Raw genomic sequence first — 23,428 nt, 5'->3', positions numbered from 1 at the left:
TCAGGTCCGCTTGCGTTCAACTTTCACTGTCCTTTCTGCTCACCAAATGGTTCGACGCCGCTGCCAGCAACAACGCGGCTCCCACTACAAGAGTTTGGAAATAGGCGGGCACCAGTGTCAACATTCCGACGGTTAGAGACATAATTATCAGAGCCCCAATAAAGGACTTCAGAACACGCCCTTCACCGCCACTGAAGGCAGTACCACCCAACAGAACTACAAGTATAGCGGTTAACTCCATACCGTCACCTGACAATGGATCGCCCAGCGACATAAAGCTGGACCGCGCGATCCCAGCCAATGCAGCGCAGATGCCAACCAGCACGTAAAGGATGATCACTGTCCGCGCTGTATCAATGCCCGACAATTTCGCCGCCATTGAATTGCCCCCAGTCGCTGCCGCGTATTTCCCCAACTTCATCCGATCCTGCGCGACAATCATTGCGATCGTGACCAAAATGGCGACCCAGAATGCCCAAGGCAGACCCAAAAAGACGCCATCGCGACCATAGTCGTTAAACCAACCCGGCATTTTCAACCCTCCGCTGGATTTGATGGCCGAAACGCCATCTTCGACCAACAATAGTGCGATACCTTTATAGAGACTCAGTGTGATCAGCGTGGCGATCACCGGCGTAATCTTTAATCGGATCACAAGAAAGCCGTTGATCGCACCCAACAGAACGCCGACGAAAACTGTTGCCAGAAAGGCAGGCACAAAGGGTACACCGTTGATGGCCAACAGGGCATAGACCACCGCGCTTAGGCTCATGGCGCTACCCACGGAAAGGTCAATATAGCCCGAGATCATCAGCAGCGTGAACGCCCCTGCAAGCGTCAGGATCGGGGCCGAAACGCGCAGGATGTTGATGATATTGCGCTCACTCAGGAAGTTGCCGCGCTCGAACAGCGGGAACTTGTCCAGATTGGCGGTGCTGAGCACTACGACCACAAGGATCAGGACCAAATAGATGTAGTAGTCTTTCAGGAACCGTTTTAGCCGGTCACCGGAATGTGGGGATTGGGTCAAATCGGTCATCCCGCATGCCTCCGGGCCAGGGCCCATGTCTGGGCCATGATCGCAATGAACACGGCGATGGCTTTTAGAGTGAATTGCCAGTCTGGCGACAGCACCAACCCAGTGGCCGCCGAAGTCACTGTCGCCAGAATGATCGCGCCAAAGAACATTCCGATGACAGAGCCGAACCCACCCGCGATTGCAACACCGCCCAGCAATGAGATCACCAGCGCGTCAAACTCCATCAATGTGCCGCGGTTCGAGAACCCGGATTTGAACTCGGACGCGAGCAGGATACCCACCCCCCCAGCCATCACTGCGCTGAACAGGTATAGCTTGACCACATGCCGCGCATTGTCGACCCCCGACAGGCGCGAGGCGACGGGGTTGGCGCCGATCAGATAAGTTAGCCGCCCGAAGACGGTCTTGCGTTCGACAAACACCGCCACAAGGATCAGGGTCGCCATTAGCACCACCGGCAGTTTGATCGAGGTGCCGAACATGGTCATGTTCCCCAATGTCCCGAAATCCGCCGGCAGGTTGGTGTTGCGTTGCGAACCTTGCGTGACCACCTGAGCGATCCCGCGCGCCAGCATCATCGTGCCCAGCGTGACAATGATCGACGGCACCCGCAGCGCGACCACAAAGGCGGCGTTGACGGCTCCGATCGACATCGCGCCGATCAGCGCGCAGACCATTGCCAGCCACGTGGGCATTCCCCAGCCCGAAGACAGCGCGTTGGCCCCATCCGTCGCCTGCGCGAACCACACAGCCAGCACGCCGGACAGCGCCACGATACCTCCGACCGACAGGTCGAAATTGCCCGAGACCAGCAGGAACGTGACCCCAACGCCCAGCGAGATCACCGCCCAGTTGTTTGTCACCAGATTCACAACATTCTGAAACTGAAAGAAATTCGGCACCAGAATGGACGCCAGCAGGAACAACGCCACAGCGGCCCCGGCCACCAGAGACGTGATGAACATCTCATCGCTCAGCCTGTTGTCCTGTTTGGCCAGCCTGCGGCCTGCAACTGCCTGATCGGTCATTTGTTTTCACCGCCCCCGCCGGTTACAACATTCAGGATATGCTGAATGTCGACCTCTGTCCCGTTCTTGATTTCAGCCTGGATGCGCCCGTCGTACATCAGGAATACCCGGTCGCAGATACCCAGCACCTCTTCGAGTTCGGATGAAAAGATGCAGATCGCTCGGCCATTGTTGGCCAGATCGCGGATCAGGTCGTAGATTTCGGATTTCGCGCCCACATCGACGCCGCGTGTGGGTTCGTCGAGCAACAGCATATCCGCATCTGCAAACAGGCATTTCGACAGGACCACCTTTTGCTGGTTCCCGCCCGAGAGTTTCTCGGCATATTTCTCAATCGAATTCGTTGCGATCCCCAGCTTGCCGACATATTCGCGGGCGACTTCTTTCTCACGCTCATCCTGAAAAACACCGAAACTGGCCAGTTTACGGATGTTCATGATCGGAATGTTGCGCCGGATCGTGAGTTCGGTGAACAGACCCTGCGTACGCCGCTCCTCGGGCACCAGAGCGATGCCTGCGGCGATAGCCTCCTTGGGAGAAGCCGCACGTTTGCGGCCCTTGAAATCGATCCGCCCGTCGGCTTTGTCGGCCCCATAGATGGCGCGCGCAACCTCGGTCTTACCTGCGCCGACCAGACCGTAAAAGCCGACGATCTCACCCCCTTTCACGTGAAAAGACACGTCTTTGAGCAGGTGGTTGGTCAGCCCCTTGACCGTTAGCACCGGTTTACCCGCGATCTCACCACGCGGTTCATATTCATGGGTAATCGCACGGCCGACCATCATCTCGATTAACTCTGGGCGACCATTCACGTCTGCCAGAGGTTTTGTAGCGATGTGCTTGCCATCGCGCAGGACGGTAACGTTATCGCCCAGCTCAAAAATCTCATCCAATTTATGCGAGATATAGATGACCGTCACATCCGAGTCCCGCAGACGGCGGATGACCCCAAAAAGCCGTTCAACCTCGCGCTCCGACAGGGCAGCGGTGGGTTCATCCATAATGATAATACTAGCCCCGGAAGAGGCCGCGCGGGCAATCTCGACAATCTGTTTCTGCGCCACACTCAGCGATGAAACACGCGCTTTGGGGTCAATCGTCGGTTCTATCGCGGCAAGGGTTTCGACGACACGATCTTCAAGGTTGGACTTGACTAAAAAGCCAAACCGGCTGGCCTCCATCCCCAAGGTCAGGTTCTCAAGAACGGTCAGCTGATCGACCACATGCAGTTCCTGAAACAGCGTCCCCACACCGCTTTCGCGGGCGTCCTGCGTGCTGTTCGGCTCAAAACTCTGACCCAGAATGGCCATCGAACCGCTGGTCGGGGCCAGCGCGCCGGTCAGCATCTTTACAATGGTCGATTTTCCGGCCCCGTTCTCGCCGACAAGGCAATGCACGGTGTTGCGTTCAATATCGAAAGACACGGTATCCACAGCCCGCACGCCAGGATAGTCCTTGGTCAACTCTCTGACAGATAGTGCTTTTTCCTGCGCGTTTTCGGCAAAAGCATTCTGCACGATCATCCCCTTTTTGCCCGCGCCGTTCCAGAAGGCGCAAAATGGCCGCGCCTTGATGTCAGCTTATCCAAGTTTGATTGTTTTGCCACCAACACCGGGACCCATACGCAGATCCCGATGTTGGACGAATGACAGATCAGCCGGTCAGCCGCCGAATTGATCTTTCAGCCACTGTTCGGCCTCTTCTTTCGGCATCGACCAGTAGGACACGGTGTAGGCCTTGTAGAAGAATTCTTCAGCAGTGTCCGAGGTTGGCTGAACCTTACCATCAAGCACATCCATGATCAGGTCAATGCGGCCCTGTGCGGTTTCAACCGGCGGCAGACCCATCGAGACTTTGAGGCTGGAATTCGGGTCATAGACCTGGTCGAACTCGACCGAGTCAAAGTCGACGCTCGCCACGATTTCGGTCAGAGGCTTTCCGTTGTCGAACTTACCGCGCCCTAGTTGCGCCAGACCGGCCATTGTGCCAACGGTCAAGTTAGAGGCCTCGGAGTAAATCAAGTTTACTTCGGGCCGCTGCGTCAGCAGGTCTACGATGATCTGTTTCGCAGCTTCCTGACCCTTGCTCGAATCCAGCGCGCCCAGATTTTCCGCATCCGGGTCAACCGACAGTACTCCTTCGGCAAAAGGCGCGGTCCGGCCCGAATTCACCTCGGTATGGTTCGGCCAACCCAATTGCACCATCACGATGGGCTTGTCGGGATGCGCCTCTTTCCAAGCTTTCGCCATCTGCGCGCCCATTTCGAAAGACACCGCCGCCTCGTCACTGCGCGCGGTCGGGATGCCGGTATCGGTAATTGGGCTGAAGAACGAGGTCATCACGACATCATCGGCCAGCGCGTCTTCAACGCCGGGCGTCGCGGCCTCGGCATCCCAAATATGCAATGTGGCGGCATCGAAACCACCCGCAACAACCTGATCGACATTCTGGGTCATCACGGCAGAATCCGCCTGCCCGTCAAACACCACAACCTCGGCCCCGTATTTTTCCTTGGCATAGCGCTCTGCTTCGGCCGCCTGAGACTGGTGAAACACGTTCGACAAGTCAGACACAAAGAACGCGATCCGCTTGCCATCCTCGGCAAATGCCCCTGCCCCACCTACAAACGTCAGTGTCGTTGCCAGCAGGCCCGCCTTTAGTACATTCCTCCGCTGCATATTTCTCTCTTCCCTTTTGTTTTCTCCAGAGTGCGGTCGATCCGGAGCGGTGCGCTACGGAGCCGCGATCCCAGCCAGCACCTCTCCTCAGGAACCGAGACTGAAATTTATTGCAGTAAGTGTTATTATTATCATTTCCTCTTGCTGAGTCAACTTTCTTGACGACTCTTCAATGAAAAAAATTGACGTTCTAGATCAGCCTAATGATCCCGCAATACACTGATAATAATAAATATTTTATCCAAGTGAACTCAAACACTCGGCAGACGAACGGACTCTCTGAAATCCGGTTAGAAAAAGAGAGAAAAACCTTTCTGAAACTCTGCGAAAAATCGAAAACACGAATCCCGCAGCGCTTAAAGCTTCGCCAACTTTTGAACGGAAATTTGGGCCTTTCCGTTTACGGCCTCCTTGAACCGGACCATGTGTGACATGCGCCCGTGATTGATGATCGCCTGAGCGCCAGACCAAATCTCGTGGATCAGAAACTCTGACCTTCGGTGGGGTGAAACGAACACATCATAGCCTTTGTTGCCTGCCTCCTCACGGCTGGCAAATGCCAATTCCTCGATGGCGGCTCGCACTAAATCTGACTGACCGTCTTCCGGAATGATGCGTGCGATGATTACAATCTCGTTCATATTTCAAGCTCTCTTGCGGATCATATCCGCCGCTTTTTCAGCGATCATCACAACAGGTGAGGCCGTATTGCCCGAGACAATCTTGGGCATGATCGACGCATCAACCACACGCAATCCATCAAGCCCATGCACCCGAAGGTCTATTCCCACTACGGCTGAGGCATCCGAGCCCATCTTGCAGGTGCCGACGGGGTGGAAAATCGTGGTGGCAATATCCCCCACGCCTTTCACCAAATCCTCCTCGGATTCCATCGCCGGACCCGGCAGGATTTCTTCGGGCTGATAGGGTTCCAGCGCCTTTGCCGTCATGATCATCCGCGCCTGCCGCACGGATTTCGCGGCGACCTGCTTGTCATTGTCGGTCGACAGGTAGTTCAGGCGAATATGGGGCTGTACCTTGGTCTCCGCCCCCTGAATATGGCAGGTTCCGATGCTTTCAGGGCGCAGATTGCAGACCGAGACGGTGATGGCCGGGAAAGGATGCAGCGGGTCGCCCAGTTTGTCCGTCGACAGGGGCTGTACGTGATATTCCAGATCGGGCGTGGCCAGATCAGGGTTCGATTTTGTGAACATTCCGAACTGACTGGGGGCCATCGACATGGGCCCTGATTGCGTCAACCCGTACTGCAGTGCGATCTTGGCCTTGCCAACCAACGAGTTCGCCATTGTGTTCAAAGTCTTTGCGTTTTGGACCTTGAAAACTGTTCGGATCTGCAGATGGTCTTGCAGGTTCTCACCGACGCCAGGGCTTTCGTGGTGCAAAGCGATGCCATGTTCGGCCAGCACATCGCCGCGTCCCACACCCGACAGTTCCAAAATCTTGGGTGAGTTGATTGCCCCAGCCGCCAGCAAAACCTCGGCGCCGGCAAAAGCATCATACCGCGTGCCCTTACGAACATAACGCACGCCCGTAACCTGTTTGCCGTCAAATAGCAGAGTTTCGGTTTCCGCGTGGGTCAACACCCGCAGATTTGGACGTTTCATCGCCGGTCGCAGGAAGCCTTTGGTCGTGTTCCAGCGCACACCGTTTTGCTGGTTGACTTCAAAAAACCCTGTACCCTCGTTGCTGCCGTCGTTGAAATCCGCGCGCGGCTGGATGCCGAATTCCTTGGCCCCTTCTTGGACCGCTTTCAGGATGTCCCATTGAAGCCGCTGCTTTGAAACCTTCCATTCGCCTCCGCTACCGTGCATGTCGCTGTCACCGGCGTGGTGATCCTCTGACTTCAGGAAATAGGGTAACACGTCATCCCAACCCCAGCCCGTATTCCCCAGCTGCCGCCAGTGATCGTAATCCGCCGCCTGCCCGCGCATGTAGATCATGCCGTTGACCGAGGTGCATCCGCCCAGAACCTTGCCCCTTGGATACACCAGAGAGCGCCCGTTCAGCCCCGGCTCAGGCGCGGTTTTCATCATCCAGTCCGTGCGCGGATTGCCAATGCAATAGAGGTAGCCCACCGGAATATGAACCCAGTGGTAGTTGTCGGATCCGCCGGCCTCAAGCAGCAGGACCCGCGTCTTGGGATCCTCGGTCAGGCGATTAGCCAGAACGCAACCCGCCGTGCCCGCGCCAACGATGACATAGTCGTAATCCCCATCAAGTTTCCGCGCGTCGGTCATGAATTCCTGGTCTTTCTGGTTAGTACGCGACGACAAGCTTGCCGATCATGCGACCGGTTTCAATGATCGCATGTGCCTTTTTCAATGTAGCCGCAGACAAGCCGTGCAGCGTTTTCTGCTCGGTCGTGCGGATGATCCCGTCATCGACCAAGCGGGCAACCCGGTCCAATATCTGCCCCTGCCGCGCCATATCCGCGGTACCGAACAGAGATCGGGTGAACATCAATTCCCACATCAGCGCGGCAGACTTTCCTTGCAGGGCTGAAATGTCCAGCTTATCAGGGGTCTCGACGATGGTGCCAATCCGGCCCTGCGGCGCGATCAACTCGCACATGGCGTCCCAATGCTGCGCGGTGTCGGCATATTGAGTGATATAGCTTACGGATTCGTGTCCCGCCGCCCGTACCTCGGCAATCAGATCGCGGTGGTTGACCACCTGATGCGCGCCCATATCCCGGCACCAGTCTTCCGTTTCCTGGCGCGAGGCGGTTGCGATCAGATGCAGACCGGTCAGCTTGCGCGCCAGTTGCATGGTGATCGATCCGACCCCTCCGGCCCCGCCGATTACCAACAGACTGGAAGGCGCCTCATTTGTCGGCACTTGCAGCCGGTCAAACAGCATCTCCCACGCGGTCAGCGAGACCAAGGGCAATGACGCCGCTGCCGCCGGGCTGACCGAGGACGGCGCATGTGACGCTATCCGATGATCGACCGCCTGAAACGCAGCATAGGACCCGGCGCGATTGGCATCGCCTGCATACCAAACCCGGTCGCCCTTGGTGAAACCCGTAACTTCGGGCCCTTTATCGCGAACAATGCCAACAGCGTCATATCCCAGAATGAACGGCTCCGCATGGTCCTGCTCCGCTGCGGTGCGGATGCGGCGTTTGGCATCTGCGGGGTTGACCGAGATCGCCTCAATCTCCACCAGAAGATCGTTGGGCAGCACCTCCGGTTCGGGAAGGTCCACATCCAACAGGCTATCCTGTGCTTCAATTGGTAGTGATTTCAAAAAACCCACAGCTTTCATTTGCTTACCTTTCGATTGCTGCCTGAGCAGAGTCCCAAAACCCGCGCATCGCCTTGATCAGCGCGAGATACTGCGCATACCGGGCGTCGTAGTGCGCTTGCATTTCGGTGTCGGGCTGGAACTCGGACTTGCGGCGGGTCATTTGGGTGATGGCCTCTTCGTACGATCCGTAGGTGCCTGTGGCGACCGAAACCCCGATGGCCGCACCCAAGGCTCCGGTTTCCTGCGCTTCGGCCACGTAAATCGGAACGCCGAGGCAATCGGCGAACATCTGCGGCCAGACCGGGCTGCGCGATCCGCCACCGGACAGAACCGCCCGATCGAAACTGACCTCTGCGGATTTCAGAACTTCGATGTGTCGGCGATGCTCGAAAAGCACGCCTTCGAACAAGGCGCGCAACATGTGACCTTCGCCATGCCAGCCGGCAACGCCATAGAACCCACCCCGGAATGACGCCGCCTGCCCCGAGCCATAGAGGAACGGGTGAAAAAACGGATCATCCGCTGCGGGCGTGACCTCGGCCACTTTGACATTGCAGTATCCGAACGGGTCATCGTGATGCGCGCCGCGTTCGACAAATTCGCGCACATACCATTCCAGATTAGCCGCCGAGGTGGCACTGGCCTCGATATTCACGAAGCGGTTTGGTCCGAAGCCCGAGGCCATAAACAGATCGTCATTAACCGCCGGCGTATCCGAGAACACCTGATTGATGCTCCACGTCCCTGCGATGATCGAGGCCTCTCCGGCACGGACAACGCCTGACCCCATCGCGCTGGAAACTACGTCGAAATAGCCGCCGATAACAGGCGTACCTGCGTTCAGACCGGTTGCGTTCGCGGCCTCGTCGCTGACGGTTCCGGCAATCTCCGCCGGGTCGATCAGGCGCGGCAGCATATCGCGCGCATCGCCAAGGCCGTAGAGCGCCAGCAACCCGTCATCATAGGTACAATCCGGCATTTGCGTCAGGCCACAACCGGACATATCCGAGATATCACTGACCCGTTCACCCGTCAGTTTGTAGGTGATGAAATCCTTGCACAGCATGACCGTGCCGGTTTGCGCATAGACATCGGGCCGGTGGCGTTTGATCCAGGCCAGTAAGACTGGCGTCTGGGACGGCCACGGTTTTTGCAGGCACAGCGCATGCAGCGCGTCGCCTGCGGCTTCGGACAGTTCCTCGGCCAATCCGGCGGCGCGGGCATCCAGAGACTGGATGCCCACCAAAGGTTTGCCCGCCTTGTCCAGCAGATAAAGCCCGTTGCCATGGCCCGCGCAGCCCACACCGATGATCTGATTGGGCGCAACCCCGGCCTTTTCGATGCATCCGGCGATCACCTGCCGGGCATTGGACCATAGCTCATTCAGGTCGCGTTCCACATGCCCAGGCTGAGGGGTCGAGGATTGACCGTCGAGCGCCTGCATCGCCACGGGGCGGCCCTGCAGATCGAAGAGCACGGCCTTGATGACCGTATTCCCTGCATCCAGCCCCAGAATATACCCGTCCTTAGCCACGGTTATAGATATCCCACGCTTCTTCGCCACTGGCGCCATTGTGGATCATCGCCATCAGCGCCGCCACAACCGCCTTGGGGTTGTCGTGCTGATAGATATTGCGGCCATAGACCATCCCCTGCGCGCCTTGTGCCATAAGGGCCGCGGACTTCATTAGCACGTTCTTGAGATCTTCCTTGCCACCGCCACGGACCAGAACCGGCACGCGCGCGGCCTCGATCACGCGATGAAAGTCCTCGGGGTTTTCTGTGGGGTCGGCCTTGATGATGTCCGCCCCCATTTCCGAGGCCAGTCGCACCAGCGTCACGATCTTTTCAGCATTGCCATCCACCTGATAACCGCCACGCACATCATTGGGCAGCATGACCAGAGGTTCGATCATCAGCGGCATGCCATATTTGTGGCAGGCCGCGCGCACCTTGCTGATGTTTTCGACGCATTGGCGGAACAGCTCGGGCTCATCGGGCAGCATGAACAGGTTGACCACAACGGCAGCCGCATCCATCTCCAGCGCACCGATGATCGGCTCGTCGGCGTTTTGCAGCATCGACCACATGACCCGGTGGCGCTGATCGTTATAGGGGTTGCCCATGTCGATCCGCATGACCAGCGCGGGCTTGTCCTTTTCGGGCCGCGATTGCAGCAGATCCGCCTGACCATAGGCGCACTGAATCGCGTCCGGCTTGGCCCCTATCAGCGTGTCCATGACACTGGCCATATCCTCAAGCCCAACCATGAAGCTGGGCTCATTACAGACCCCGTGGTCAATCGCCACGTCCAGACAGCCCCCATTGGTAAACATCCGGTTCATCCGGGCCTTGGTGCTTACACGCATTCTGTTCTCCGTTTCTTGTTTCGTGCGGCCAGAGCCTCGGCGGTGACGCCATAAAACTCGGACAATTCATTAATAAGTGCTTGTTTTTGATCGTTGGTTTCTTGCGGGCTAAGGCCGCGCTCATGGGCAAAGACATCGGCAAGCTGTGCCAGCAGCGCGTTCGAGATTTGCCCCGTGATAGCCAACGCGGTCCGACGCAGTACGATGTCGGACAGGGTCTCGACATATTCGGTGCGCGTCAGCCAGATGATTTCGGCGCGAGTATAGAGGCATCCTTGCGTGAGCGGTGCGTCCTGAACAGACTGGCAGAACTGCGCCACGTCATCCGCTTGTGTCCCATAGTGCTCCATCAGGTGATGTGCCCGCTCGGGTGCGATGCGAAAATCCGCAACCAGACGGGATTTCAAGCTCTCACGATCATCAGGGAATTGCGCACCGCCGCCAATGGGCAGCCCAAGGGTCGAGGCCCGGCGTGTGTGCTCCAACTCAGCCATCACCTCATCTGCGGCTTGTTCACCAAAGGCGCGGAACGTGGTCCATTTGCCGCCGACCATGCAGAATTGCGGCACATCCCCGTCCAACCGCCGCGTATCATGCCCGCGCGAGATGCGCCCGGTGAAATCCTGATCACTGCGCGGCAGCGGGCGGATGCCGCTATAGCTAAACACCACCTGATCAAGCGTGATCTCGACCCCCGGAAACACCAGTCGCAGCGAACCCAGGATATAGTCCAGCTCGTCGGGCTCACACCGCACCCGTTCGGCCTTGTCAACGCGGATATCGGTCGATCCGGCCAGGACCTTGCCCTGATAGGGAAAGACGATGCAGACGCGCCCGTCGGTGTTTTCAAAATAGACCATATGACCGCCAAGCGCCTGGTGCAGCGCTGGGTTGTCGATGATCAGGTGCGATCCCTTGGTGCCCGAGACCATCCGTTCATTGACCCGGCCACCTAGCCCATTGACCGTGTCATCAAGCCACGCTCCGGTGGCGTTGACGATCACTTTAGGCATCACTGGCACAGTGGCACCGCTGCGCCGGTCGGTGACGGAATAGCTGTCGTCATCCCGCGTCATTTCCGCATAGTTCAATGCGATGCAGTCCGAGGCCTCGGCCGCGACATCGCGGATCATCTCAACGCACAGCCGCTCAGGATGGGTGATCTGGGCATCATAATACACCGCCGAGCGTGTGGCCTTTGGGGTCAAAGCGGGCCAGTCCTTGCGGGTCTGGCCGGCGCTGTTGAAATGATGCCTGGGCAGGATGCGCCGCTTGCGCGTTACCCAATCATAAAGCGACAGGCCCAGTTTGATCGGCACTGAGCCCCGGCTCGAAGGCTTGCCCTGCCAGCCAATAAAGCTGGCCGCTGCGTTGAACATACCCGAAAACACCGAGGTGATTGGAATGACCGTCGGCAAGGGCCGCACCATATGCGGTGCGTTCAGAAGAAGGGCATCGCGTTCCTGCAGGGATTCCCGCACCAGATCGAACTCACCATTCTCCAGATAACGAAGCCCTCCATGGATCATCCGCGAGGGCGCAGCACTGCAGCCCGAGGCAAAGTCATTCCGTTCAACCAGAAGCACCCGAAGGCCCTGCAGGGCCAGCTCGCGGTAGACCCCAATGCCGTTGACGCCCCCGCCGACAATCACCACGTCAAACGCGGCGTTTTTGCGCAGATTTGCCAGGTTTTGTTGTCGTTGTTCTGACATGGTGGTCCTGTTTCTCGCGGGGTTCAGGGCTTAGCTGTCCAGATCTCTCAGATGCGCGCGGGCCTGGGTGTCGATTTCGGCAATCTCGGCCTCGGTCAGACGCAACCGACCGGCCTTTGCATTCTCGACCGCCTGCGCTGCATCGCGCGCGCCGCATAGCGAGAAGGTGATCCCCGGCTGCTGCACCGTCCACGCAATGACCGTCTGCGCCAGCGTCGCGCCATGCGCTTCGGCAATGGGTGCGATGGTCTGCATCAGATCCGCCACTTTCTGCCGGTTCGACATGGAGAAACGTGGATTGTCCTTACGCTGATCGTCGCCCGTAAACTCTCGATCCGGCCCGATCTTGCCGCTGAGCAGGCCCAAGGCCAGCGAGGAGTAGCTGAGAACCGACACGCCATTCTCACGACATTCGGGCAGCAGCGTGCCTTCGATGTCGCGTTTGACCATCGAATATTCTTCCTGAATCGCATCCAGCTGACCGGCGGCCACATAAGCTTTGACCTCGTCTGCCGAGGTGTTGCTGGCCCCTATGGACCGGATCTTGCCCTGCTGTTTCAGGGTCTCCAGTGCCTCCATCGTCTCAGCGATGGGGGTGGTCGGGTCCTGCCAGTGGGTGATGTAGTGGTCGATATAGTCGGTGCCCAGACGGGTCAGGCTTTGTTCGACCTCATAGATAATCGCGTCCTTGCCCAGATAGCGATGCACCGGCTTGCCGTCATAGTCAAAGAAATGGTTGCCCTTTTGCGTGTGCCAAATCAGCCCGCATTTGGTGGCCAGCACCACCTTGTCGCGGCGGCCTTTCAGCGCTTTGCCTACAATATCCTCGGCCACACCCTGCCCATAGGCAGGCGCCGTGTCGATGAGTGTCACGCCCGCATCGACCGAGGCCTGAATGGCGGCGATGGATTTGGCCTCATCCGTGCCGCCCCACATCCAGCCACCGATGGCCCATGTGCCCAGCCCGATGACCGAGGCTTCGATCCCGGATGCTCCGATTTCGCGAGTCAGCATCTCATGCGACATCTCGTGTTCCTTCCATTTCCCGTATGACTGCAGTCGCTGTATCTTCGTCCAGGATCAGCGAATTGAGAAACTTTCCGTTCAGCACCGCCTTGATCGGCAATACTTTTTGTGCCCCCGCACTAACACCGATCACTCGTGTGCATGGGGTCAGATCGGTCGGCGCAACCGAGACCAACCGCGAATTCAGCGCATAATTCGACACAGATCCGTCGATATGGATCAGATGAGCAAGGAACTCTCCAATCACGCCCATGCCCATCAACATCTTGCGGTCTGCCTCGGGCACCGGATGCAAGTCGTAGTAGCTGGAACCTTCGGGCTCGATGGACCCGACACCCACCAGCGCTACATTGGCGCGACGGGCGAGGTCCAGCACTTCGCGGATCGTGGACACCTGTTCCAGCATATCGCGCTGATCGCGGCTTTCGGCAAACAGAGGCGCGTGAAGCAACATGGTTTTGCCGCCCAATCGGTCGGCCATCAGCGTCGCAAGATGGTTCACGTCCGTATAGTGCTTGCCCTGAATGCCTCCGGTCAGCGGCACCACGGTAACGTCAAAATCACGCTCGGGCTCCAACGCCTCGACCGTGGCACTGACCGCCTTGCCGCCAGTGATCGCGATGACATCGCCATCCCGCAGCGTCTCAATCAGATGGTTTGCGGCGGCACGGCCAACTTGCTGTAGGGTTGTTTCGGTACTGCCCGCGACCGAGGGGGTCACGATAGCCTCCGACAGTGTGGTCGAACGGGTCAGACCCCGTTCGATATCCATCAGCGTCTCGAACGGGCTCTCGATGTCGATCTTGACCATGCCCATCTTGCGGCCCTGAGTGATCAGGCGATTGACCTTCGAATTCGACAGGTTCAGGTCGCGCGCGATATCGGCCTGTTTCTTGCCCTCAAGGTAATGCAGGACCAGGACGGTGTGGATCTGCCGGATCAGTTCAAAGTCTTTCTTCTTGTCGACCATCACCCGCGCCTTTTGTTGAGGTAATGGTCGATGGTCACCGCCGCCAGCAGGATCGAACCGCGGATGATGTCCTGCCAGTAGACCGACACATCTAACAGCGCCAATGAACTGGAGACCAATGATAGCAAGATCACGCCAAGGATCGCACCAAGGATCGACCCCGATCCACCGTTCAGGCTGGCCCCGCCGATGACAGCGGCGGCGATGATGGTCAGTTCCAGCCCCAGCCCGAAAGTGGGTTGCGCCGAGCCAAATCGAGCCATGTAGATAATGCCCGCGATACCACAGAGCGTGGTAGTCAGAAAGATCACCTTCTTTGTGCGGATGCCGGAATAGGCGGCGGCTTTCTCGTTGCTGCCGGTGTAGAACACTTTGCGGAACATGGTCGTCCGGCGCAGCATGAAGTCGAAGGCGATCACGAAGACTAGAAAGATCACGATCACGATCGGGATCGGGCCGATGGTGCCCTGCCCGATGAATTTGAACTCGGGCGGCAGGGTATAAAGGCCCAGTGGTCGCCCTCCCGTGAATAGCAGGCAAGCGCCCCGCGCGATCACCATGATCGCGAGCGACACGATGAAATGGTGCAGCCCCACCTTGGTCACGACGAATCCCATAAAAGCTCCGATCCCCGTACACAGCGCAATCGCCATGGCCGAGGCGACCCAAGGGTCAATTCCGCTGAGGAACAGCCACCCCGCGATCACCATCGCCAGTGCCGTCACTGACCCCACCGACAGATCGATCCCGCCCGAAATCAGCAGGATCGTCATCCCAATCACCAGCAGGCCATCGACGGCAAATGCCATCGACATGGCGCGCATATTGGCCCAGGTCAGAAAATAGGGCGAAGCAAAGGACATAATCAGGAACAGCGCCAGAATGATGACGATCAGCCCGGTCTCGCGCATCCGAAACAAGCGTTTCAGCAGAGGCGTGTTGTCGGTTGCACCCGCTTGGGCCAGATTTACGGTGTTGTCCATATTCGTCTCTCCGCTCATGCGATCGAGGCCTGCGCGTCCATGACCGAGGCCAGGTGCATGATGTTTTCTTCTGTCATCTCATCGTCCGTGACCTGCCCGCTGATGCGTCCTTCGCGCACCACCAGCAACCGGTCGCAGACACCGATCAGTTCGGGCAATTCGGATGAGATCACCACGATCCCCACGCCATCATTGGCCAGATCGCGCAGGATGCGGTGAATCTCGGATTTCGCGCCCACATCAACCCCACGGGTCGGTTCATCCAAAAAGATCAGGCGCGGGTTGACCGAGAGCATCTTGGCCAGCGCCACCTTTTGCTGATTTCCCCCCGACAGAGATGAAACCGGATCACTCAACGACCCGCACTTGAGGTTCAGCTTGCGCCCCAACGCCTCGGCCTGCGCTTCCTCGGAATCCGACTGGATCAAACCGATCCCGTTGGCCACCTGCTCCAGCTTCAGAGCCGAGACGTTGGCGGCAATCGGCAGGTCCAGGAACACCCCATCCCCTTTGCGATCCTCGGACAAATACACCATCCCCTTGGCGATACTGTCCTGGTAATTGCGCAGGTTCAGTTCTTCACCGTTCAGCCAGATTTGTCCGGTCACCTCGCCCTCAAGCTGGCAGATGCCCTTGACGATCTCGCTGCGACCAGCGCCGATCAGACCCGCAATACCCAGAATTTCACCCTTATTCAGCGTGAATGACACATCACGAAACCGCGTCGCTTCGGTCAGGTTGCGCACGTCAAGGATGACCTGATCTGAGGGCACCTCCTGTTTGTCGGGGTAGAGATTATCGATCACCCGCCCGACCATCGCGTTGACCACATCGCTGGGCTGAACATCGGCCACATTGTTCGTGACGATATGCTGACCGTCCCGGAACACCGACACCCGGTCGCAATTGTCGAATATCTCGACCATACGGTGCGAAATATAGATGATCGAGATCCCCTGATCCGCCAGATTGCGCATGATCCCAAAAAGGGTCTGAGCCTCGGTTTCCGTGAGTGCGGCTGTAGGTTCATCCAGGATCAGAATGCGGCAATCAAGCGTCAAGGCCTTTGCAATCTCAACCAGTTGCTGGTTCGAGATCGAGAGGTTTTTCACCAGAACCGATGGGTCGATATCGCTGAGCTGGCGAAACACATCCACGGCGTCATGTTCCAGTTTGCAATAATCCATCAGCCAGGACCGGCTGACATTGGTCTTGGCCATGAAGATATTCTCGGCCACCGACACATCCGGACACAGGGCGATTTCCTGATGAACGAAACCGATACCCAGTTGCTGCGCCATCGTTGGTGACGAGATTTTGACTGCTTTGCCGTTCAGAACGATCTGCCCGCTGTCCGGCTGCAAAATCCCGTCGATCACGTTCATCAGGGTCGACTTGCCTGCACCGTTTTCGCCTGCAATCGCGTGGATTTCCCCCTTGCGGAGTTCAAAATCGATCCCTCGCAGCGCCTTGACCGGGCCAAAGGACTTGCTGAGGTTCGATATCTGAAGGATCACGTCATCTTGCATGGCAGCACCTTCTGGGGTGTCTCTTATTTGTCGCTGGAACCGCCCGTGAAAATCGGAACTGCACGGGCGGCTCACTGGGGAGTTACCCGATCAGGCCGGATCGCGGCCTTCCATGTAGACGTTCAGATCAAAGCTGTCGGCATTGTCTTTGGTGATGACCGCAAAGCCATTGTCCATGAACGGGATCTGAACCGGGTTGAAGCCGCTGGTTCTCCAGTCATTGAACGGATCGAATACACCCGACCGGTTGGCCAGATGCACTGCCATGAAGCCCATGAAGCCTTGCACGCCCTGGTTGGGGTTCAGAGACATGTGGATGTTGCCCGCGCGAATATGCTCCAAGGTCGTGGGCGTCACATCCGCATGCATAATCAAGATATCCGAATTGGCTTCCAGCTTGGCTGCAACCGCACCTTCCGCCGAGCCGGCTTCGGGGATCCAGATCGCCGCCACATTCGGGTTGGCCTGAATGATCGAAGCCGTCGCACGATAGGCCGCATTGCTGTCCTGGTTCGTGGCCTGACGACCGACCAGTTTCATGTTTGGATAGTTCGCCTCCATATACGCGATTAGAGCCGTCACGCGCAGGTCATGGTTCGACTGGCCCGGGTTCTCAAGAACCGCATATTCGGCGCTGTCACCCACTTGTTTGACAATCTCTTCGGCAGCGAACTTCGCTTCGGCATGGTTGTCCGACGTGATATAGCCGGTACGCTTGGAATTCGGGCTGTCGGCGGCGAATGTCACAATCTCAGTGCCGCCGTCGATGGCGCGATTGATTGGCTCGATGAAAGGATCGGATTGCATCGGATGCAGCAAAACACCCGCTGGCGACTTTACCAGATCCTGCTCGAACGAGGCGATCTGCTTGGTGATGTCATAGTCAGGCGTTCCTGAGAACACAGTATCGCAACCAAACGCCTCGGCCGCTTGCTTGAAGCCCTGATAAACCGGAACCCAATAGGGATGGCCCGAAACCATGACGTTCATAACATAAGTCTCGCCGGGTTCACACATGATGCCTTCGGCCTGCGTCGACTCGGCAGTGATTCCAGCAACTGCCAATGCGGCGGATGCGAAGAATGTGTTTAATCCACTGTACTTCATAGATTTCCTCCCTGCAGAAAGCTCTTGCTGTTGAGGTGCCTTGTTCCTCCTCACCTGAATCGCAAGATATTTCACTATATGATGTTTATTGCATCTCCACTTTTAAGGTCGCCGCGAAGGGGGCGTCAAACATTTTCGGTATTAATTTTGTTATTTGAAATTTATTTCATTCACGAAATTTGATTTGCATGTGATTTGTTCCCGTTTCAACGAGAACGGGCCAATACCCAGAGGAAATCTTGATTTCGATTTAGGTGACCTCGCTGAACCTAAGCCACGAGTTTAGTTGGTCTTGTCTTGCTTCAGGTCCGACAGCCCGGCCGAGGCGTGCGACTTGTTTGTAGATGAAAGATTTGTCGTACGACTTTTGAGGTTCCGAGTTTGCATCGAGCCCCTTGACAACAGCACCCTCCCATTGCCGTTCTTCGTCGCGGGCCTCAATTAGTACTGGCATCAATTTCAAGTGCCGCGCGGTCTATGAAGCTTCCAACCCATGACATGCTTGAGACATTGAGCATCTGGAACCGTAACAGGAGTGCCGAAGGGCTTCCTCCGGCGCGCATTGGGATTGGCATCCAGTTCGGTCCCGTTGTCTCAGGTGACATCGGAAACCGACGCCGTCTTGAATACAGTGTCATCGGCGATACCGTGAACGTCGCAAGCAGGCTTGAGCAGCTGTCCCGGAAACCAAAAGCCTCGTTGGTGGTTAGCGATTTGTTGATCGAGGCAATAGATAAGACGGACGAGGTCGGGCAATCTTTAATCAAAAGATTGATTCCCGCCGGAGTGCGAGATTTGAGAGGAAGACGCGGAAAGATCGGCGTTTGGACCTACACAGCAAAATTGCAGGTGTTTGTTCATGGCTATGCCATTCCCCTGAATTCAACTTTCGCAGCCCATTCAGTCGGACCCACTCATTGAGCCTATCAACGCCTTCCGTTTCCACATGGTCATGCAGCGTGTGACGATCGTAAAATAACTCGGGTCTGGAAAGTCGACTCATCCACGACGCTTAGTCGACCTGCGGCACTTACCACAAACCGACTCAGCGGATCACGTGGACTGAACATTTGGCGTGGTGAACGACCCGGTTCGCAGTCGACCCAATAAATAAGTTTTCGATTCCCGGCTTGTGTGAGGCCAGCACTATGCAATCGATGTCGTTTTCATTTGCGAAATCAACGATCGCTCGGCCAGCGCTCCCCGAGATAAGCCGCGGTTTCGCACCCGGTAGCTCTGCAGCGTTCCGATGTAGGCCTTCCTGAAGCTCTTTTCGCGTGTTTGCCAGAACTTCCTCGGGTATCTGGGATGCCACATATGCAGGGATCGGTTCCTGCACATGGAGCACTGTGAATTCCGCATTTGCATTCGCCAGCAAACGAGCAGCTTCAAATGAAGCCTGTGTATCATGATCTTTGTCCAGCGCGACCGGTACCAGAATGTTTTTATACATATTAGCTACCTTCCATTGCTCCAGCTACGATCTATCTGGCCTCCGCAGTGATGCGGCACTCTAAACCGGTTCTGATTTCGAAGACTTACCCGCTTTCTTTGCTGTGCTTGCAACATCATCTATCGTCTTTTCTACTGCTTCGGCTTCGGTTTCCGCTGCATATCCGGCACATCGGGCAACTGTTTCGAACCATTCCTGTGCGTCAGCTACAAGGCGTTCGGCTGAATGCTTCTGCCACTCTGCTATGGTTTGCAGTGCTTTCGCCGGATCAGTCGGGTCTGCGGCAGACGCCGAACGCGCAGCTTCCAGTGCGGTTCGAACAGCCTCGTGACGCCTCTCAAACCAATGTTGAGCAAAGGCCTCTGCCTCTTTAAGTGATTTTTCCTGCGTGTCCCAGAATTGCTCAAGCTGAGCGCCTAAAAACGGATTGGCCGTGGTAGTCGGCTGCATCTGCTTAAAAACATCGACAAGTGGGTTGGAGTAACATGATTTTGGCTTCTCTTCAGGCATTGGAGATTCCTCCTCATCTTCCAAATGCTGAATGTTACCAGATCTCGCAAAAAATAACCTTAATGTAGATCAACCAGTGTCACCAAACTTAAGCAGTGGTGCTCTACAATCTAATGGCGGCATTTGTACCATCCTACTCGATTTGAATAGACTCCAGGTAATAAATTACATTTGCCAACGGAACACCTGCGAACATCGGCTGGCCGTCAGGCATGGTCAGCGCAACTTTTTGATCCGAATCCAAAGCTGGTCCGAAAATGGGCATTTCTCCGCCATGCGCGAGCAATGGTGCGCGCCCATCAATTTGACGCGCCACCGCCTCAATCGGAAAAACGCCGTCGTTTTGGGCCGCGAGCCTCGTCAGATCAGGTGTTCTTATTGCCAGCATCTCCGCCATTGGACCATCTCCTGTGGCCTCGAAACCATGGCATTGCCAACAATAAGTTCTGTAGAGATCGTGCCCATTTTGAAGGTCTATGTCCTGCGCCAGTGCAGCACTTGCAGTAAAAATTGACAAAAGAAGTGTGCGACAAACTAGCATCTGTTCCTCCGACAAGTTCAGCATTTCGAGTTGAGAATACGCGATATCGAATGAATGTTTCATTGATCTCGCTCATATTCAGCCTTTGAGTACCAACTGAGAAAAACCATCACGAAAGGACGATCGTAGCAGTCGAAGCCGCCTCGCTGATCGGGTCTTAGCGCCTAATGATATAGATCAATGCCAAATGAAGCATTACATATCAAAGTATGAATGTTTTAGCGGAAGCTCGGCATGAGTGGTGACGAGCCCTTGATTTATGATTGGGGTGCTTGTTTGCGGCACTGCTTCGGCGCCCAGGCAATTGTCCATCAAGGAGTGAGGTGAATGCATACAGTTGATCCACCGGCACCTAAACTCCGGCGTTCTCTTACCACCCCGTTGCTTACACTATATGGGCTCGGTGTTACCGTCGGTGCGGGAATTTATGTGCTGGTCGGCGCTACCGCCGAGGCCGCGGGCCCTTATGCTGCAATTTCGTTTCTTGTTGCTGCTCTCGTCGTTTCGCTGACGGCTTTGTCATACGCCGAACTCGCGACACGCTTTCCCGTAAGCGCGGGAGAAGCGGCATACGTTGAAGCGGGATTTCAAAGGGGCTGGATGGCGGTTCTAATCGGTCTTGCCGTTGCTGCGTCTGGGATTATTTCAGCCTCCGCTGTTGCGATCGGGGCGGCCTCATACCTTCACACCCTGACGGGGCTTAGCACCGCGTTACTTACGATCGGCGTTGTGTCGGTCATGGGTCTGATTGCACTCTGGGGCATTACACAATCGGTATTTGTGGCAGCCGTGATCACGGTCATCGAGATTGCGGGGCTTCTTTTTGTGATTGGCTGGGGCATGTCCGTGCAGGAAGCGCAAGGCTATGAAATTAGTGAGATGGTGCCGGGACTCGAGCTCAATACCTGGCGCGGTATTATGGCGGCATCTCTGCTGGCCTTTTTTGCCTTTGTCGGGTTTGAGGACATGGCAAACGTCGCCGAAGAGGTAAAAGACCCAACCCACACAATTCCAAAGGCCATCCTTTTGACACTCGTTCTGGCGACGGGTCTTTATCTGGCGACATCAATGACGGTTCTGCTTGTTGTTCCTATCGATGCCTTGTCAGCTTCGGCAGCTCCGCTTACCCTGGTTTTTACGAACGCACCCGAAGTGATTAAACAGGGGTTCGCCGCAGTCGCGGTTGTTGCGACAGTCAACGGCGTCCTGATCCAGATGATCATGGCGTCGCGAGTGATCTATGGCCTTGCCGACCGGGACCATCTGCCGAAAATACTGGCGACTGTCCCGCAGGTAACCCAAACACCGGTCGTCGCAACACTGTTGGTTGTTGCGATAATCCTTCTGCTGACGCAAACTCTGCCAATCGGAATACTGGCGGAACGCACATCCCAGATCGTTTTGGGAGTGTTTGTTTTGGTCAATATCTCGCTGATATTGCTGAAGTCTCGGCCTGGGTCAACTCGGGAACATTTCCGCGTACCTCTTGTTGTACCAATCCTTGGGGTGCTGACCAGCGCCCTGCTTTTTGGTGCCGGATTTCTCTGAGAGGAAAACCGACAGCACAGGGTCACCAGAACGGGGTCCGACTGACGCATGAACACTGACCGATCAACACTTGGAAGGCGGATTTCAGGCTGGTGGCACCGGACCTTTGTTGATCTGATCGAGCAATTGCAATGGTCTTACCTACCACCATTGATGGTTTACTTTGCGGCCGGGGTTTCGGGACTAACATCCGTCGTCGGTGCGTTTTTTCTTAAGGAATATCTGAATCTATCCGCCGCTTTTGTTGCGGGATTGGCATTCTGGGCCGGGTTACCGTGGATTCTAAAAATGCCGCTGGGTCATCTGGTTGATCTGTTCTGGCGCTGGAAATCCCTGCTGATTGTCGTTGGCGCAACCCTTATCACGGCGTCATTGCTCATCATGTACAGGCTTGTGGCTGCGCCTGACCATATGGCCGGCATTATGCCACTAGAGGATTGGTACGTCGTTGCTTTGATGTTGGCTCCTTCAGGTTATGCCATTCAGGATGTCGTTGCTGACGCCATGACAGTAGAAGCGGTGCCGCAATCGGACCGCGACGGACGCGCTTTTGCGCCGGAAGAAGTTCGTGCACGGCACACCACAATGCAGACCCTCGGCAGGATCGCGATCATATCCGGGTTTGCAGGAGTCGCAGCGGTTAACATCTGGATTTTTTCGGGGTCAGAAGATCTGGAGAAAGGCGATCGTTTGGTTCTCTACGGTCAGGTCTATCTTGTCGCTCTGGTTATCCCCTTGCTTTCGATCAGCGGAGTGGTTCTTCACGCTCTGATACAGCGTCGCCTCGTTCGTCAAGGACACCTTCCGCACAGACCAGATCAAACCACCGAAGTCAGGTGGCCGATACTGCTGGGCGGACTTGCGTTTGTTGTTCTCAGCATAGTGTTGGGGACAGCAAGTTTCGCTTTTGCGCAAGAGACCGTTTTTGCGGTGTCGCTCACGGTCATTCTCTACCTCATGTCGCGTTTGCTGAGAGAGCTGGAGTCGAAACAGGCCAAAGTTCTGATCGGGACAGCAACTATCATATTCGTTTTTCGAGCAGTTCCCTTGCCAGGACCGGGCTTGACTTGGTTCGAGATCGACGAGCTTGGGTTTGACGAACAGTTCCTGGCCATTCTAGCGCTTCTGACCTCACTGCTTGCTCTGCTTGGCCTGATTATCCTCAGGCCGATTATGGCAAGTCGTTCGATTGCGCAGGTTGTAGTGTTACTCACGATTGCCGCAGGAGTGCTGGCCCTGCCAAACCTTGCCTTGTACTACGGGGTGCATGAATGGACGGCCGCGCGCACTGGTGGGGTCGTGGATGCAAGGTTTATCGCCATACTCGACACAGCAGTCGAGTCACCGCTGGGTCAGATCGCGATGGTCCCAATGTTGGCCTGGATCGCGCGCAACGCCCCAACACATCTGAAAGCTACCTTTTTCGCAGTCATGGCGTCGTTCACCAACATGGCATTGTCAGCAAGCAGCCTCGGTACAAAATACCTGAATCAGATCTTTACCGTTACCCGCGCGGTTACCGATCCCAGAACGGGTACCGTTGCCTCCGTCGCTGACTATAGCCACTTGGGGAACTTGCTGATTACCGTGGCCTTGATCTCTGTTATCGTTCCTCTGGCTGTGGTTTTTATTGTGCAAAACTCGTCTTATCAGACACGCGATTAA

Annotated in this window: 21 protein-coding genes; 3 read left to right on the top strand and 18 right to left on the bottom strand. The window is 56.4% G+C overall.

Annotated features, from left to right (window positions below; all coding sequences use genetic code 11):
- Positions 1–16 precede the first annotated feature (16 nt).
- The 15 genes from ACRZ91_RS00460 to ACRZ91_RS00390 form a co-directional block, all read right to left on the bottom strand.
- Positions 17–1,039: an ABC transporter permease gene (locus ACRZ91_RS00460; RefSeq protein ID WP_480901816.1), complete on the bottom strand. Its 1,023-nt coding sequence runs from the start codon at positions 1,037–1,039 to the stop codon at positions 17–19.
- Entirely contained in the window at positions 1,036–2,067 is a 1,032-nt protein-coding gene (locus ACRZ91_RS00455) for an ABC transporter permease (RefSeq protein ID WP_170538859.1), read from the bottom strand. Before ACRZ91_RS00455 ends, ACRZ91_RS00460 begins: the two co-directional genes overlap by 4 nt.
- On the bottom strand, positions 2,064–3,584 hold the full coding sequence (locus ACRZ91_RS00450; protein ID WP_480901814.1) for a sugar ABC transporter ATP-binding protein: 1,521 nt from the start codon (positions 3,582–3,584) through the stop codon (positions 2,064–2,066). The genes ACRZ91_RS00455 and ACRZ91_RS00450 overlap by 4 nt, the downstream gene beginning before the upstream one ends.
- A gap of 144 nt (positions 3,585–3,728) precedes the next feature.
- Positions 3,729–4,745 (bottom strand): sugar ABC transporter substrate-binding protein, encoded by a 1,017-nt coding sequence (locus tag ACRZ91_RS00445; protein WP_480901812.1) that lies wholly within the window; start codon positions 4,743–4,745, stop codon positions 3,729–3,731.
- Between the two features lie 356 nt (positions 4,746–5,101).
- The gene (locus ACRZ91_RS00440; protein WP_170652425.1) at positions 5,102–5,386 is read right to left on the bottom strand and encodes a putative quinol monooxygenase; all 285 of its coding nucleotides are present in this window, start codon (positions 5,384–5,386) and stop codon (positions 5,102–5,104) included.
- Between the two features lie 3 nt (positions 5,387–5,389).
- Complete coding sequence (locus ACRZ91_RS00435) at positions 5,390–7,003, bottom strand: GMC family oxidoreductase (RefSeq protein ID WP_480901810.1); 1,614 nt, start codon at positions 7,001–7,003, stop codon at positions 5,390–5,392.
- 19 nt (positions 7,004–7,022) lie between these two features.
- Positions 7,023–8,033, bottom strand: coding sequence for a zinc-binding alcohol dehydrogenase family protein (locus tag ACRZ91_RS00430; RefSeq protein ID WP_480901808.1), 1,011 nt, complete (start codon positions 8,031–8,033; stop codon positions 7,023–7,025).
- Between the two features lie 4 nt (positions 8,034–8,037).
- A complete protein-coding gene (locus ACRZ91_RS00425; protein ID WP_480901805.1) occupies positions 8,038–9,588 on the bottom strand; it encodes an FGGY-family carbohydrate kinase in 1,551 nt (516 codons plus the stop codon).
- A complete protein-coding gene (locus ACRZ91_RS00420) occupies positions 9,542–10,384 on the bottom strand; it encodes a class I fructose-bisphosphate aldolase (RefSeq protein WP_170770219.1) in 843 nt (280 codons plus the stop codon). The genes ACRZ91_RS00425 and ACRZ91_RS00420 overlap by 47 nt, the downstream gene beginning before the upstream one ends.
- Positions 10,375–12,096, bottom strand: coding sequence for a glycerol-3-phosphate dehydrogenase/oxidase (locus tag ACRZ91_RS00415; protein ID WP_480901803.1), 1,722 nt, complete (start codon positions 12,094–12,096; stop codon positions 10,375–10,377). Before ACRZ91_RS00415 ends, ACRZ91_RS00420 begins: the two co-directional genes overlap by 10 nt.
- A gap of 30 nt (positions 12,097–12,126) precedes the next feature.
- Positions 12,127–13,122 carry an aldo/keto reductase gene (locus ACRZ91_RS00410; RefSeq protein WP_480901800.1) on the bottom strand — a complete coding sequence of 332 codons (996 nt, stop codon included), beginning with the start codon at positions 13,120–13,122 and terminating at the stop codon, positions 12,127–12,129.
- Positions 13,112–14,092, bottom strand: a complete 981-nt coding sequence (locus ACRZ91_RS00405; RefSeq protein WP_480901797.1) for a sugar-binding transcriptional regulator — start codon at positions 14,090–14,092, stop codon at positions 13,112–13,114. The genes ACRZ91_RS00410 and ACRZ91_RS00405 overlap by 11 nt, the downstream gene beginning before the upstream one ends.
- Entirely contained in the window at positions 14,092–15,075 is a 984-nt protein-coding gene (locus ACRZ91_RS00400; protein ID WP_480901794.1) for an ABC transporter permease, read from the bottom strand. The genes ACRZ91_RS00405 and ACRZ91_RS00400 overlap by 1 nt, the downstream gene beginning before the upstream one ends.
- A 14-nt stretch (positions 15,076–15,089) precedes the next feature.
- Complete coding sequence (locus ACRZ91_RS00395) at positions 15,090–16,604, bottom strand: sugar ABC transporter ATP-binding protein (protein ID WP_480901791.1); 1,515 nt, start codon at positions 16,602–16,604, stop codon at positions 15,090–15,092.
- Between the two features lie 90 nt (positions 16,605–16,694).
- Positions 16,695–17,711 carry a substrate-binding domain-containing protein gene (locus tag ACRZ91_RS00390; protein WP_480901789.1) on the bottom strand — a complete coding sequence of 339 codons (1,017 nt, stop codon included), beginning with the start codon at positions 17,709–17,711 and terminating at the stop codon, positions 16,695–16,697.
- Positions 17,712–18,188: 477 nt separating this feature from the next.
- Here ACRZ91_RS00390 and ACRZ91_RS00385 point away from each other — a divergent pair, with 477 nt between their 5' ends.
- On the top strand, positions 18,189–18,632 hold the full coding sequence (locus tag ACRZ91_RS00385; RefSeq protein WP_480901787.1) for an adenylate/guanylate cyclase domain-containing protein: 444 nt from the start codon (positions 18,189–18,191) through the stop codon (positions 18,630–18,632).
- Positions 18,633–18,756: 124 nt separating this feature from the next.
- Here the strand turns inward: ACRZ91_RS00385 and ACRZ91_RS00380 are convergent, their stop codons facing one another.
- From ACRZ91_RS00380 to ACRZ91_RS00370, 3 genes are all read right to left on the bottom strand, one after another.
- Positions 18,757–19,164: a universal stress protein gene (locus ACRZ91_RS00380; protein ID WP_170468943.1), complete on the bottom strand. Its 408-nt coding sequence runs from the start codon at positions 19,162–19,164 to the stop codon at positions 18,757–18,759.
- Between the two features lie 60 nt (positions 19,165–19,224).
- Positions 19,225–19,674, bottom strand: coding sequence for a phasin family protein (locus ACRZ91_RS00375; protein ID WP_170540353.1), 450 nt, complete (start codon positions 19,672–19,674; stop codon positions 19,225–19,227).
- Positions 19,675–19,807: 133 nt separating this feature from the next.
- Positions 19,808–20,278, bottom strand: coding sequence for a cytochrome c family protein (locus ACRZ91_RS00370; RefSeq protein WP_170468940.1), 471 nt, complete (start codon positions 20,276–20,278; stop codon positions 19,808–19,810).
- A gap of 264 nt (positions 20,279–20,542) precedes the next feature.
- On the opposite strand from ACRZ91_RS00370, the gene ACRZ91_RS00365 reads away from it, so the two are divergent.
- Entirely contained in the window at positions 20,543–21,763 is a 1,221-nt protein-coding gene (locus tag ACRZ91_RS00365) for an APC family permease (RefSeq protein WP_480901784.1), read from the top strand.
- A gap of 48 nt (positions 21,764–21,811) precedes the next feature.
- Positions 21,812–23,428, top strand: a complete 1,617-nt coding sequence (locus tag ACRZ91_RS00360; protein WP_480901782.1) for an MFS transporter — start codon at positions 21,812–21,814, stop codon at positions 23,426–23,428.

The sequence above is a fragment of the Ruegeria sp. O11 genome (assembly GCF_056535285.1).
The sequence above is the reverse complement of the archived record's forward strand: the minus strand, read 5'-3'. Positions and strand labels throughout refer to the sequence as shown.